The sequence below is a fragment of the Hymenobacter koreensis genome (assembly GCF_039541855.1).
GTDB lineage: Bacteria > Bacteroidota > Bacteroidia > Cytophagales > Hymenobacteraceae > Solirubrum > Solirubrum koreensis.
This window is the reverse complement of sequence record NZ_BAABHA010000002.1, coordinates 1,253,518-1,267,526: the sequence shown is the minus strand read 5'-3', so window position 1 is coordinate 1,267,526 and position 14,009 is coordinate 1,253,518. Positions and strand designations below refer to the sequence as shown.

Sequence of the window (14,009 nt, the reverse complement as noted above, 5' to 3'; positions counted from 1 at the left end):
ACGAACGTACGTGCCAAGCAAAGACCACGCATACCGTTCTTTGCAGTTGTAACGACCTCCCTTCCCCATGAAAGGTATTATCCTCGCCGGCGGCTCCGGCACCCGCTTGCACCCGCTCACGTTAGCCGTTAGCAAACAGCTGATGCCGGTGTATGACAAGCCGATGATTTACTACCCGCTGTCGATTTTGATGATGGCAGGTATCCGTGAAATCCTCATCATCACCACGCCCCACGACCAGGAGCAATTCCGCAAGCTGTTGGGCGACGGCAAAAACCTTGGCTGTGACTTCCAGTACGTGGTACAGGAGGTTCCCAATGGTCTGGCGCAGGCTTTTGTACTAGGTGCAGACTTCATCGGCAACGACAAAGTGGCCTTGGTGCTAGGCGACAACATCTTTTACGGTGCCGGCATGGAAGAGCTGCTCAAGAGCAACAACGACCCCGACGGCGGCGTGGTGTATGCCTACCACGTACACGACCCAGAACGCTACGGCGTGGTGGAGTTTGATGATAACCTGAAGGCGCTGAGCATCGAGGAGAAGCCCAAGCAGCCCAAGAGCAACTACGCCGTGCCCGGTCTGTACTTCTACGACAACGAGGTAGTGCAGATTGCCAAAGACCTGAAGCCTTCCGCTCGTGGCGAGTACGAAATTACCGACGTCAACCAGGAATACCTGCGTCGCGGCAAGCTGAAAGTGGGCATTCTGGGTCGTGGCACAGCCTGGCTCGATACCGGTACCTTCGAAAGCCTGATGCAGGCCGGCGAATTTGTGCGCGTGATTGAGCAGCGTCAGGGTCTGAAAGTAGGTTCCATCGAAGAGGTAGCTTACCGTCAGGGCTTCATCGACGCCGACCAGCTGCGTAAGATTGCCGAACCCCTGCGCAAAAGCGGTTACGGCGACTACCTGCTGCATCTGCCCGAGCAATTGGTTATCGGCAGCTAGTCAGTACACCGATGTAAAACAGCACGGCGCGCCCGGCTTCCATAGCCGGGCGCGCCGTGCTGTTTTACATCGGTGAAGCTAAGCCCTAAGGCAGCAACGCGCCGGCGAGCAGTGCCCCCAACACCAATACGTAAGACGGAAACCGGTCCCAGAGCAGCAGCAGAAAAGTAACGACCACCAGCACCATGTTCCAGTTGGTGTCGGGCAGCGGGTGGTAAAGCAGGAAGGTAGCGGCGCACACCAGCCCAGCCGACACGGCGTTAATGCCTTCGAGCGACGCCTTAACCACGCGGTATTGCTTGAGCTGGTCCCAGAAACGAATCAGGAAGAAGATGAGCAGGGTACCGGGCATGAAGATGCCTGCTGCCCCCACAAACGCTCCTATTACCTGGCCGCCAATGCCGTAGTCGCGCATGGCCAGGGCCCCCACGTAGGAGGCAAAGGCGAAGTTCGGCCCGGGCAGGGCCTGCGTAAGGCCGTAGCCTGAGAGGAATTCGGGGCCGGAGAGGTAGCCTTTGAACTCCACGAACTCGGTGTAGAACAGCGGAGCCAGCACCTGGCCGCCCCCAAACACCAAGGAGCCGTTGCGGTAGAAATTCTCGAACAGACGCACCGGCAGCAGCCGCGTGTAATGGCCCAGCAGTGCCGCCGCCAGGAACACCGCCAGCCATAATACGAAGTTGGCCCACTCGATGCGCAGCGGCTGCTTCTCGCGTACCACGGGCATTTTGCGGTACCGGAACGTGGTAACCAAGCCCCCGCCCAGCAGCAGCAGCGGCAGCACCCACGGCACCTGGAAGAAATACATCGACCAGGCCGATACCACCAGCAGAGCCACCGAAGTTTTCGTGTGAATAACCTTCTCGGAAATTTTGTAGGCCGAAAACGCCACGAAGCCCACCGCCACCGGCTGCACGAACCGCACCACCTGGGCTATCTGGGCTTTGTCGAGGTAGCTCATGCTCAGGCCCGCCACAGCCATGATGCATACCGAGGGCAGCATCCAGATCAGCAGGGTGAGGTATGCCAAATTGGGCCCGCCCAGCCGAAACCCGATGGCCGTAATGGTTTGGGTGGAAGTGGGGCCGGGCAATACCTGGCACAGCGCCATGAGCTCCAGCAGCTCGGCCGAGGTGAGGTAGCGGCGCTTGTCTACCAGTAAGCGCAGCATCATGGCAGTGTGCGCCTGCGGCCCACCAAAGGCCGTTAAACCGAGCACGGCCACATCCTTCAGGAAAATAATGCCGCGGACCCGCCGCGTGCGTACGCCGCGCGGCGGAGGAGCCAGCTGTACCGGCGTGTCGGCTTCCAAAGGCTGTTGCTGCACGGGTGGGGCAATGGGATAGTATTGTAAAGAAGCACAATCCGGTCGACACAACAAGCCGTTGCGCCGGGCCAAACGGTTCGAAAAGAGACGGATAGCCGCGAGTTTACGAGGGCAAGAAACGTTCGTCAGCCTCTACCTAAACAACAAAAGCCCAGCCGCCAGGGCCGGGCTTTTGTAAGTTATTCTGAAAACTAAGTCTGATTGGAGCAGCTTGATTTAAACCAGACTGTGTCCGATCAGGATCTTACTTCTTCTTCAGACCCAGCTCAATGAGACGTTCGTTCAGGAATTCGCCGGCGGTAATATCGGCTTCCTTCTTGGGGTTTTCGGGCGTTACGCAGTGCTCCAGGGCAGCCAGGCTCATTTCGGAGCGCGGGTGCATGAAGAACGGAATGCTGTAGCGCGAGGAGTTCATTTTTTCGCGGGCGGGGTTCACCACGCGGTGGATGGTGCTCTTGAGCACGCCGTTGGTCAGGCGCTGTAGCATGTCGCCCACGTTCACCACAATTTGGTCGGGCAGCGCGGTAATGGGAATCCACTTGTCGTCGCGGCGCTTCACCTGCAGGCCATCGGCGGAGGCGCCCATGAGCAGAGTAATCAGGTTGATGTCGCCGTGTTCGGCGGCGCGCACGGCGTCGGCCGGTACCGCATCGGGGTTCTCGATGGGGTAGTAGTGAATGGGACGCAGGATGCTGTTGCCGTTCCGTACCTTGTCGTCGAAGTAGTTTTCCGGCAGCTTCAGGTACAGGGCAATGGCGCGCAGCACGTCTTTGCCGGCAGCTTCCAGCGTTTTATAGGTTTGCAGAGCTGTTTCGCGGAACGTGGGAATCTCCTTGGGGAAGATGTTGTCCGGGTACTCGTTTTTGATCGGGTCGTTCGGGTCGTCTACCTCCTGGCCCACGTGGAAGAACTCCTTCAGGTCGCCGGTGTTGCGGCCCTTGGCGTGTTCCTTGCCCTTGCTGATGTAGCCGCGCTGGCCGGCTAGCTCCGGGTTTTCGTATTGCTGCTTCACCTCGTCGGGCAGGCTGAAGAAAGCTTGCACGTCGCGGTACAGCGTTTGGGTCTGTTCGTCGTTCAGACCGTGGTTTTTGAGCGCCACAAAGCCGATGTTCTGGTAGGCTTCGCCGAGGTCCTGTACGAACTTGGCTTTGCGCTGCGGGTCGCCCGAGCGGAAGTCCGCAAGATCGAGCGACGGAATTTCGTCCAACAATTTTTCGCTCATAGCGAATTCAAAATATACTTTTGGGGAAACCTTACGTACTGCGGCAAGGTACTCAAAAATTCACTTTTGTGCAGGGATGCCGCCTGCTGCATAATACCATCATACTGCCTCCACCATGAAAAAAGCCCTTTGGCTGCTGAGCGCTGCCGTGCTCGGTCTTTCCGCCTGCGACACCACCCGCCAGCAGGCCGACACCGCTTCGGCCACCGCCGAGCAAGTACGCACCACCGCTGCCGCCGCCACTATGGAAAAGAACGGCATCCGGCTCACGCCGTTTACCGACTCGCCGAAATATCCCTCGGCTGGCCTGCGCCTAAAAACGCCCACCGCTAACTCCACCGTGCCAAGCGGCGCTGTGCCCTTCAGCTACGACCTGACCAACTTCCAGCTCACGAAAATGACTGGGCACCAGCACGGCGAGGAAATGGCCAACTCGGCCCAGGGCCAGCACATTCACAACATCGTGGACAACGAGCCCTACACGGCCCACTACACGCCCTCGTTCACCAAGCCCATTGCCGACGGTCAGCACGTGGTGCTGTCGTTCCTCTCGCGCTCCTACCACGAGAGCCTGAAGCACCGCACCGCTTACGACCTGCGCGTGATTAACGTGGGCAACGCCCCCGCCACGCCCCTGAACATCGACTTAGCCGGCAAGCACATGTTCTATAGCCGCCCCAAGGGCGAGTACACCGGCAAAGACGCTCAGAAGGTGATGCTCGACTTTTACTTGGTGAACACCACCCTCGGGCCCGACGACAACAAGGTGCGCGCCACCATCAACGGTACTGAGTTTATGCTGGATCAGTGGGCGCCCTACATGATGGAAGGCCTGCCCATGGGCCAGAACACCGTGAAGCTGGAGCTGGTAGACGCCAGCGGCAACCTGGTGCCCGGCCCCTACAACTCGGTAACCCGCACGTTTACGCTGGCTCAGTAAGGGCTTTCTGCTGCATTGCGTCACCGCCCGCTTTCCGTCAGGAGGGCGGGCGGTGCTGTTTTCTGGGTGTTGCCTTTACAGTCGCTTCCCCCGGCGCACCTGCCACTCCAGCAGCAGCTCGAAGTAGGGCAGCAGGCGGTCGGAACGGCGACGCAGTTCCTCGACGGTGTAGCCAGCGCCCACGTAGGTTCCTTGGCCGGGGCGGTAGCGGTAACGGTTTTGCAGGCTTTGCAGCCAAATGCTGCCGCTCAGGGCCAGGGCGCCGGCGCGGCGTTCGTAGGCCAGCTCGGGGCCGTGCTGGCGGGTGAAGGCGCGGAGGTAAATGAGGGCCGTGGGTCCGGCTTCGTCGGGAATGAGGGCGGCGCGGTTGTGGGTGCGCTGCTCCAGGAAGCGGTACCCGGCGCGCAAGCTGCTTTGGCCGCGCCGGCCGTTCCAGCCCCGCCTAATGCCCGCGCTCAGGTCGTGCACAATGGTGGTATCGAGCGGACTCTCGCGGAACTGGGGCCAGCGCAGCAGGCCGATGCGGTTTTCGCGGCGCTGGTAGTCGGCGGTGGCCAGCCAATTGGGCGTGAACTGGTAGCTGAGGTGTTGCTCCAGCTCCAGCACACGGCTGGCGCGGTTGCGCAGGGCTTCGCTGGCCCGGTCGCGCACCTGATAGCTCACCCATAAGTGGTAGGCGGCACGCCAGCTGAAGTTGCCAGGGGCCCAGGTAAAGCCCGGCTCCCAGTGCAGCAGGCGGTCGGTGTAGTTTTCGGCACTTTGTTCGGCCTTAATAAACACGAACTGCCGATACTCGCCCCACATGGCCAGCGACGTACGGAAAGTGGGATGCCAGCGCGAGGTTAGGCTCAGGCGCAGCTGGTTGCTGGCTTCGTCGCGGTCCTGGTTGTTGGCGCTGCTGGGCGTGTTCACCCGCAGCAGCTGGGCCGTGGTGCCAATGCCAATGGCCTGCTTGGGCGTGGGCAGCCACGTAAGCTCGCCTTGCCACTGAGTGGTTTGTTCCACAATGTCCCGTATCTGTTCCCGCTCGGTGGCCTGGCGTAGGCGGGTGGGGGAGAGGTTGCGGTTGTTGTTGAGGGCGTAGGTACGGGCGCGCTCGTGGTAGCCAAACAGGGCACGAGCCTGCAGCTTGGCGCTGGTAAGCGTCAGCTCCTGGCGCGTATCGAGCTCGTATTGCTGATAGCCCACGTTTTGCATGGTATCGGCGGAAGCTAATACGCGCCGGTAGCGGAAGGAGCGGGTGGGCAGCAGCAGGGTGTTGTCGGAGCGAAAGGCGGCCTGGCTGCCCAGTTGGTACGCCCAATTGAGCTGCGCCGCGGCGGTGTCGCTCTGAATGCGCTGCACATTGCCCGCCTGCCCATCGGGGGCCAGAAGGTAGTCCTCGGTGCGGTTGTGGCGGTAGCCCAGGCGCAACGAGCCGGTGGCATTTTCGTCGAGGCGGCGTTCGTACCAAGTGTCGGCCACGGCCCGTTCCCAAATGCGCGGCCCTAAATGACTGCGCGTGCCGCTCAGGCGCAGGCTTACGGGGTCGGGTAGGCCGGGCAGGGGGCGAAACACGGCAATGAGCGCGCCGCCGTAGCTGAGGCCCAGGTCCTGAATGCCGTTGCGCATGTCGTGGGCCAGGCCGCCCAGCAGGAGGGCCTGCACGCTGGAAACGGTATCGGCGGCGTTGGTGGGACGCAGCCGGTTCTGCCAGCCCACGCGGCCCAGCCACGTAGCGGTCCGAATGCGGTTGGCGCGGTTCTCGTCGTAGCGCACCTGCTGGCCCAGGTGCCAGGCGCGGTTCAGGCGCAAGGTGTGCAGCAGGTCGCCGTGGTAGTCTTCGCGCACGAAGGGCGGGCGGCCGCGGGTGTCGTACACCCACTCGGAAAGGAAGCGGTAGCGCAGCTGCTGGCGGCTACCCAGGGCCAGCAAGCCGTACGTATTGCTTTGCTGAACGTACGTACTCACGCCCACGCGCCGCGCCCGTACCGCCACCCCCAACACAGTATCGGCGGGAACGTAAAGTGGGGTTATAGCGGTGGGTTGAGCGTTAGGCACTACCTCCTGCCCCACGGCCGGGCGTGCCAGCAGCCAGCAGCCGGCCAACACAACCACAAGAAGGCGGGCGAAGCGGCCCATGAAAGAGTAGGAATATGCCCGAAGCCACACAAAGTAGTTAATTAGCGCCCCGCTTACAAGCCCGTTCGGGGCTGATCATAACCCGCTTATGTGATGCCTTTGCAAGGGCATAAGCGTAATTTTGAGCCTGGCTTTGCCCCCCTTTCGAAACTTCCCGTTACTTATGGACGTCTAGAGGTCGGGTTACGCCAAGCTCAGCAGCCTTCATTCCGTCCCGTACCACTGTTCACAAGCATGCAGAAACTACTTCTATCATTGGGCCTTACCGTGGGGATAGTGGGCGGACTTTGCAGCCACGCACAGGCCCAACACGCCGTTTGGGCCTCGAAAATAGTAGAGGTATCGTCGCAGAAAGCCGAGGGCAAAGAGCCCTTTTCGCCCGAAAAAGTATTGGGAGAACCGAACGCTTTGCCTTTAGGCCAAATCAGCAACGACGCCTGGATTCCAAAAAAAGAGGGAGCCAAGGAATTCATCGAAGTCAAGTTTGCCAAGTCCCTCGTGGCCCGGCAGGTAACGGTGGTGGAAAACTTTAACCCCGGCTCCATTATCCGCATCGAGCTGGTGGACACCCGCGGCGAAAGGCACGAGGTGTACAAAAACGATAACCCCGGCCCCATTCCCGACATCTTCCGCACGCTGCAGGTTAAGTTTAACCCCGGCACCTTCCGCACCATTGGCATTGTGGTGACCATGAACACGGCCAAGGTGAACGGGGTGAACCAGATCGACGCCATCGGCATGGCCGACGTAACCGACGTGATGGTGAAAAAGGACTTCCGTACGGTGCCCACGGCCGCCAGCGAAGACGGCGCCGTGGCCTTCGACTCGGCCATGGTGAACCTCGGCCCGAACGTGAATACCAAGTTTACCGAAGTACGGCCCGTAATTTCGCCCGACGGACGCACCCTGTTCTTTGCCCGGCAGTACGCTCCCGGTAACGTGGGCGGCGGTAAAGACGGGCAGGACGTGTGGTATTCCACGCTGGCCAACCCCAAAACCAAAGCCTGGAACCCGGCCAAGAACCTGGGCGCCCCGGTTAACACGCCCGGCCCCAATGGCCTGGCCTCGGTATCGGCCGACGGCAGCTCGGCGCTGCTTATCAACCGCTACCTGCCCGATGGTTCGCTCGACCCCAAGGGCGCCAGCATGTCGCGGCGTCGCACCTCCGGCTGGAGCCAGCCCGAGAACCTGAACATTCAGGATTTCTACAACGACGACCCCGAAAACGTCGACTTCTTCATGACCACCTCGGGCAAGCAGCTGCTGATGGCCGTGGAGCGCAAGGACAGCAAGGGCCAGCAGGACTTGTATGTGAGCCTGCGCCAGCCCGACGGTTCCTGGAGCCGGCCGGTGAACCTGGGCGGCAACATCAACACCAAGAAGGCCGAGTTTGCGCCCTTCCTGGCCTCCGACGGCAAAACCCTGTACTTCGGCTCCGACGGCCATACGGGCTACGGCAAAAGCGACATTTTCTACAGCAAGCGCCTCGACGATACCTGGACGAACTGGACCAAGCCGCGCAACCTCGGGCCCAGCATTAACTCGCCCGCCGACGACGCTTACTTTACCCTCTCCGCCGCCGGCGACGACGCCTACCTGGTGTCGGACCGCAACGGAACCGACGGCTCGCGCGACATTTTCCGCATTGCCCTCACGCCTAAAAACCGTCCCGAGGTAGTGGCACTGGTGCGCGGCCGCGTGCTCGATGCCGTAACCAAAAAGCCCGTGGCGGCCACCGTGCGCTACGAGAACCTGATTACCGGCGAGGAAGTGGGTGTGGCCGAAACCAATCCCACCGATGGCAGCTATACCATTGTACTGCCCGTGGGCGCCCACTACGGTTACCGCGCCGATGCCAAAGGCTACCTCGCCGAAGACCAGAACCTTGACATTACCGACCGCCGCACCTACTCCGAAGAAACCCAGGACTTGTTTCTGATTCCGTTCCAGGTGGGCCAGAAGATCAAGCTTAACAACATCTTCTTCCAGCAGAGCCGCTACTACCTGCGCGAAAACTCCTACCCCGAGCTGGGCCGTTTGGTGAGCATCATGAAAAACTACCCGCAGGTAGAAATTAAGCTGGAAGGCCACACCGATAACCAGGGCGACCCGGCCCTGAACCTGAAACTGAGCATCGACCGCGTGAACGAGGTGAAGAAGTACCTCGTGAGCAAAGGCATTGCCGGCACACGCATCACCACCGAAGGCTTCGGCGACACCAAGCCCATCGGCAGCAACGACCAGGAAGACACCCGCAAACTCAACCGCCGCGTGGAGTTTGTGATTACCAAGAAATAATACGCAACTGTCCTATCCCTAACGCAACAGCCCGCCTCCGGTACCGGAGGCGGGCTGTTGCGTTAGGGACGTGGCGCGGTGGCGGGCGCGGTTACGTAAGACGCTGCTCGTCGCGGCCGGGCTTGGTGGCGCTGTTCTGGCCGCCGGGGTTGGCAATGGAGTCGCGCATGTCGGTGTCGGCCTGTACGTTGCGCATTTTGTAGTAGTCCATCACGCCCAGGTTGCCGCTGCGAAAAGCTTCCGAAATGGCCTTGGGAATTTCCGCCTCGGCTTCTACCACGCGGGCCTTGGCTTCTTGGGTTTTAGCGCGGTTTTCCTGCTCTACAGCCACTGCCATGGCGCGGCGCTCTTCGGCCTTGGCTTCGGCCACTTTCAAGTCGGCGTTGGCCTGGTCGATTTGCAGCTTGGCGCCAATGTTTTCGCCGATGTCGATGTCGGCAATGTCGATGGAGAGAATTTCGAAGGCTGTGCCGGCATCCAAGCCCTTCTGCAGCACCAGTTTGGAAATTTTGTCGGGGTTTTCCAGCACCTCTTTGTGCGAAATCGAAGAGCCGATGCTGGTTACGATGCCTTCGCCCACGCGGGCCAGAATGGTTTCTTCGCCGGCGCCGCCCACTAGCTGCGCAATGTTGGCGCGCACCGTAATGCGGGCTTTGGCAATAAGCTGAATGCCATCCTGGGCTACGGCCGCCACGTTGGGCGTGTTTATCACCTTTGGGTTTACCGATGTGGTAACGGCCTCAAACACGTCGCGACCAGCCAGGTCGATGGCCGTGGCTTGGTTGAACGAGAGTGGAATGCCGGCTTTATCGGCTGAAATCAGGGCCTTGATAACCGTAGGTACGTTGCCGCCGGCCAGGTAGTGTGTCTCCAAATCGTTGGCCGTCAGGTTCATGCCGGCCTTGGTGGAGGTAATCAGCGAGTTTACAATGAGGGAGGGCGGCACCTTGCGCACCCGCATCAGCACCAGCTGAAACAGCCCCACCCGCACGCCGGAGAAGATGGCCGTAATCCAAAGGCTGATGGGGAAAAAGTACAGAAACACCAGGAGCAGGACGGCACCTAGTATGACGGGCAGTAGCGGAAAATCCATAATGGTGGGGGTTGACGGCCGTAGTTAGCGCATTTTGGCCGAAGTAGTGCGCCGCAGCCCGAAGCGAGGTGGGCAACTGCGGCCGCAAGGCACTGCAGTTCTTGGTAAAAAGCCTACGCGGCTGCTACCACAATGCGGTTTTGGTCGATGCGTAGCACGCGCACGGCCGCGCCAGATTCCACAAACTCACCTTGCGTAGTGGCTTCGCGGCGCTCCTCGCCAAAAAGCACCGTGCCTGCCGGCCGTAGCGCCGACAGCGTGCGGCCGATCTGGCCAAGCTCCACATCGGGCCGGCGCACATCGTCGACGCGGGCGGTGTTGCGGGTGGTAAGGGCAAAGCGGTTGACCGACTGCGGGCGAAGCCCAATCCAGACCACCACGGCCACGAGCAGCACGGAAGCCGACAGGAGCACGTGGCCGGTGGTAGGGCCCAGGTCGCGGTAGCTGAGCCAGATGCCCACGGTAAGCAGCACGAAGCCAGCCAGGCCCACAATTGTTGTGCCCGGAATCAGGAGCACTTCGGCCACCAGAAACAACGCTCCGAAGAGCAGCAAAACGACAATCAGCAGCCAGTCCATAACAAAGGAAAAGTTTGCGAAAGAGGAAGTTAGCCGCTCCCGCCGGAGTGACTACTGAAAATATACGCCTCAAAGAAACAGATTAGCCCGTGATGCGGCTATATATTCCGATCAGCCGCCACGCTTTGCCTGGTTTTCTGCCGGCTGACGCCCGTTTTATGCTGAATTTCCCTACCGCCACCGTGCCCGATTCCAACTCACCGGGCCTTGTTATGCTGGCTGCCATGATGGGCCAGGTGCCTTACCTAACGCCCGCCGACATCGAGCAGATGCTGCCGCTCTGGAAACGCCAGATAACGCTGCGCCGCCACGACTTTCTCATCAGCGAAGGCCAAATGGAGCAGCACCTGTATTTCGTGGTCGATGGCACGCTGCGCATTTACCTGCCCACGGCCGCCGAGGATATTTGCGTGGGCTTTGCTTACGCTAATACCATGGTGTGCTCGGTGCCGTCGTTTATGGGCGGCAAGCCGTCGGATTACTGCATTCAGGCCCTGAAGCAGTGCGAACTGGTGGCCGTGAACCGCGCCGACTGGCTGAACCTGCTCGATACCAACGCCAACTTCGGGCGGTTCTGGCGCATGGAAATGGAGCGCGCCGTGCTGGGCCAGATCGAGCGGCAAATTGACTTGCTGCTGCCCGAGCCCCAGCAGCGCCTCGACCGCGTGCGCACCCGCAGCCCCCGGCTGTTCCAGCTCATTCCCAAAAAATACATTGCCTCTTACCTGCGCATGACGCCGGAAACCCTCAGCCGGCTGCGCTAAATCTTGATTCCAATCAAGGCGCGGCTTTGCGGGGGCGCTGACATTTGTAGAAACGAAACGCTATGAAAACCAACGCTCTTCTTCAGAACCTGCAAGCCGCCGTGCGCCGCCTGCAAACCGTCGTCGAAACCGAGTTAAAACCGCTGAGCAGCGAGGTGCTGAACGCCAAAGCCCGCCCCGAGAGCTGGAGCGTGCTGGAGTGCCTGGAACACCTGAACCGTTACAGCCGCTACTACAACCCGGCCTTTGCCCAAGCCCTGCAGCCGGCCCGTCAGCCGGTTTCGGAGGCGGCCGAGGTGCGCTACAGCTGGCTCGGCCGCAAGTCCCTGGACATTGTGCGGCCCGGCAACGGCAAAGCCAGCAAAACTGTGAAACACATGAACCCCGCCGGCAGCCGCCTCAGCCGCGGCGTGCTCGATGAGTTTCTGCAGCACCAGCAGGAACTGCTTACGCTTCTCGCCAATGCCCAGGCGGCCGACCTTAATCAGAAAGCCGTACCCGTGGAGTTTTTTAAGCTGCTGAAGCTGCGCACCGGCGAGGCATTAGAGTTTGTGGTGCTGCACGAAGAGCGGCACATGCAGCAAGCGCAGCGGGCGGCCCAACACGCCCAGGTAACGGCGCCAGTGCTGATGGTGTAAGCCCTTGGTTGGCGGGCGACAATCCATCCAAAGCCGCTTTTTTGCGTATCGGCAGGGCATGATGCAACAACGCGAAGTAACCGATACGCACAACACCACTTGGGCCTGCGTGCAAGCCTATACCGGTGTAGATAGCACCGTGGCCGCCGAGGCCGCCGAACGCAGCGAAACCACCGGCGGCGCCGTGCCCGTGGTGTGCACGCCCACAGGCGGCGCGCAAACTGTACGCCTAGAGCTAGGCAAAGACTGGTTCGAAAATCTTTCCGACGAAGAGCTTACCGCCGCCATAGAAGCCGCTCAGTAGTTTAAGTATTGTGCAAAAAGCCAGAACCCGACCGCAACTACTGCGGCCGGGCTCTGGCTGTCAATCGACTACAGAATCCGCGCAATCCGATGAATCCGCCGAAATCTGTGGTCTAGTAAGCTTGCGCAAAGTACACGCGGCGCTTGCTTGGCTGGCCGGTTACCATGCACACGCCGTCTTCATCGGGCTCATTGAGGGCAATGCAGCGGATGGTGGCTTTGGTTTCTTCCTTGATGCGCTTCTCGGTTTCGGCAGTGCCGTCCCAGTGGGCCACCACAAAACCACCCTTGTCGTTAAGTACCTGCTTGAACTCGTCGTAGCTATCTACGCGGGTGGTGTTTTCCTCGCGGAAGTTGTAAGCCTTGCGGTAAATGTTCTGCTGAATATCGGTCAGCAGCGTGTCCACGCTGTTCACGATGTCGGCCAGCGGCAGGTTCATTTTCTCCTTGGTGTCGCGGCGGGCTACTTCCAGCGTGCCGTTGTCCAGGTCGCGGGCACCCACGGCAATGCGTACGGGCACACCTTTCAGCTCCCATTCGGCAAACTTAAAGCCGGGACGCTCGGTGTCACGGTCGTCAATCTTCACCGAAATGCCGCGCTCAATTAAGCCCATTTGGATGGGACGAATGCGCTCCAGCAGCTCGTCGAGCTGGCCGGTTTTGTAAATGGGCACAATCACTACCTGAATGGGCGCCAGCTTGGGCGGCAACACCAGGCCTTCGTCGTCGGAGTGGGCCATTACCAAAGCGCCCATCAAACGGGTGCTCACGCCCCAGGAGGTACCCCATACGTGCTCCAGCTGGCCGTCTTTGTTGGCGAACTGCACGTCGAAAGCCTTGGCGAAGTTCTGACCAAGGAAGTGCGAGGTGCCCGCCTGCAATGCTTTGCCGTCCTGCATCATACCTTCGATGCAGTACGTGTCCAGGGCCCCCGCAAAGCGCTCCGATTCCGTTTTCACACCTTTCACCACGGGTAGCGCCAGCCACTCTTCGGCAAACTCGGCGTACACGTTCAGCATCTGACGGGTTTCAGCCACGGCCTCTTCGGCGGTGGCATGGGCCGTATGGCCTTCCTGCCACAGGAACTCGGCGGTGCGCAGAAACAAGCGGGTGCGCATTTCCCAGCGCATCACGTTGGCCCACTGGTTGATGAGCAGGGGTAGGTCGCGGTAGCTCTGGATCCAGTTTTTGTACGTGCTCCAGATGATGGCCTCCGAGGTTGGGCGAATGATTAGCTCCTCTTCCAATTTGGCATTGGGATCCACGCGCAGCTTGCCGGGGTTATCGGGGTCGGTTTGCAGGCGGTAGTGGGTTACCACGGCGCACTCTTTAGCAAAGCCTTCGGCGTTTTGCTCCTCGGCCTCAAACATGCTGCGCGGCACCAGCAACGGAAAATAAGCGTTCTGGTGGCCGGTGCGCTTGAACATGTCGTCGAGGGTGCGCTGCATCTTCTCCCAAATGGCGTAGCCATAGGGTTTGATAACCATACAACCGCGCACGGGCGAGTTTTCGGCCAGGCCGGCCCGCTTAACCAACTCGTTGTACCACAGGGAATAATCCTCGCTGCGCTTGGGCAACTGTTTGCTCATGTTGGAGTATCTTAGAGAAAGTAAAATGGTTCCCGGAAGTGGTACAAGATTTGAGTACTACAAAAGGGCACCGTTTGGGGCCAAAAATACGTTATTAAACCGGAGCATTACGCCCTAGCTGGTTGGGGAGGTTACGGCCGGTTTTGGGCCTTTCTCTCCGCCTATCGATTCTACCTTTTCGCGTCCGCCT

12 protein-coding genes are annotated in these 14,009 nt (G+C 60.2%); 6 read left to right on the top strand and 6 right to left on the bottom strand.

Going from position 1 to position 14,009, the window contains the following annotated elements; all coding sequences use genetic code 11:
* The first annotated feature begins 67 nt into the window (after positions 1–67).
* Positions 68–946 carry a glucose-1-phosphate thymidylyltransferase RfbA gene (rfbA, locus tag ABD903_RS08260; protein ID WP_345223016.1) on the top strand — a complete coding sequence of 293 codons (879 nt, stop codon included), beginning with the start codon at positions 68–70 and terminating at the stop codon, positions 944–946.
* 85 nt (positions 947–1,031) lie between these two features.
* Here the strand turns inward: rfbA and chrA are convergent, their stop codons facing one another.
* Both chrA and ABD903_RS08250 read right to left on the bottom strand, forming a co-directional pair.
* Positions 1,032–2,273 (bottom strand): chromate efflux transporter, encoded by a 1,242-nt coding sequence (gene chrA, locus ABD903_RS08255; RefSeq protein WP_425555425.1) that lies wholly within the window; start codon positions 2,271–2,273, stop codon positions 1,032–1,034.
* 244 nt (positions 2,274–2,517) lie between these two features.
* The gene (locus ABD903_RS08250) at positions 2,518–3,495 is read right to left on the bottom strand and encodes an isopenicillin N synthase family dioxygenase (protein ID WP_345223014.1); all 978 of its coding nucleotides are present in this window, start codon (positions 3,493–3,495) and stop codon (positions 2,518–2,520) included.
* Positions 3,496–3,610: 115 nt separating this feature from the next.
* Between ABD903_RS08250 and ABD903_RS08245 the strand changes: the two genes are divergently transcribed.
* Positions 3,611–4,435: a hypothetical protein gene (locus tag ABD903_RS08245; protein ID WP_345223012.1), complete on the top strand. Its 825-nt coding sequence runs from the start codon at positions 3,611–3,613 to the stop codon at positions 4,433–4,435.
* A 75-nt stretch (positions 4,436–4,510) separates the two neighbouring features.
* Here the strand turns inward: ABD903_RS08245 and ABD903_RS08240 are convergent, their stop codons facing one another.
* Positions 4,511–6,556: a hypothetical protein gene (locus ABD903_RS08240; RefSeq protein ID WP_345223010.1), complete on the bottom strand. Its 2,046-nt coding sequence runs from the start codon at positions 6,554–6,556 to the stop codon at positions 4,511–4,513.
* Between the two features lie 234 nt (positions 6,557–6,790).
* Between ABD903_RS08240 and ABD903_RS08235 the strand changes: the two genes are divergently transcribed.
* Positions 6,791–8,854, top strand: coding sequence for an OmpA family protein (locus ABD903_RS08235; RefSeq protein WP_345223008.1), 2,064 nt, complete (start codon positions 6,791–6,793; stop codon positions 8,852–8,854).
* A 91-nt stretch (positions 8,855–8,945) separates the two neighbouring features.
* Here ABD903_RS08235 and floA read toward each other — a convergent pair whose 3' ends face one another.
* Positions 8,946–9,947 carry a flotillin-like protein FloA gene (gene floA / locus ABD903_RS08230; protein WP_345223007.1) on the bottom strand — a complete coding sequence of 334 codons (1,002 nt, stop codon included), beginning with the start codon at positions 9,945–9,947 and terminating at the stop codon, positions 8,946–8,948.
* Between the two features lie 113 nt (positions 9,948–10,060).
* Positions 10,061–10,525 (bottom strand): NfeD family protein, encoded by a 465-nt coding sequence (locus ABD903_RS08225; RefSeq protein WP_345223004.1) that lies wholly within the window; start codon positions 10,523–10,525, stop codon positions 10,061–10,063.
* Between the two features lie 158 nt (positions 10,526–10,683).
* On the opposite strand from ABD903_RS08225, the gene ABD903_RS08220 reads away from it, so the two are divergent.
* From ABD903_RS08220 to ABD903_RS08210, 3 genes are all read left to right on the top strand, one after another.
* On the top strand, positions 10,684–11,289 hold the full coding sequence (locus ABD903_RS08220; protein ID WP_345223003.1) for a Crp/Fnr family transcriptional regulator: 606 nt from the start codon (positions 10,684–10,686) through the stop codon (positions 11,287–11,289).
* A 62-nt stretch (positions 11,290–11,351) separates the two neighbouring features.
* Positions 11,352–11,927, top strand: a complete 576-nt coding sequence (locus ABD903_RS08215) for a DinB family protein (protein ID WP_345223001.1) — start codon at positions 11,352–11,354, stop codon at positions 11,925–11,927.
* A 58-nt stretch (positions 11,928–11,985) separates the two neighbouring features.
* A complete protein-coding gene (locus tag ABD903_RS08210; RefSeq protein WP_345222999.1) occupies positions 11,986–12,231 on the top strand; it encodes a hypothetical protein in 246 nt (81 codons plus the stop codon).
* A 112-nt stretch (positions 12,232–12,343) separates the two neighbouring features.
* On the opposite strand, the gene proS is transcribed toward ABD903_RS08210, so the two are convergent.
* Positions 12,344–13,819, bottom strand: coding sequence for a proline--tRNA ligase (proS, locus tag ABD903_RS08205; protein ID WP_345222997.1), 1,476 nt, complete (start codon positions 13,817–13,819; stop codon positions 12,344–12,346).
* Positions 13,820–14,009: the final 190 nt, after the last annotated feature.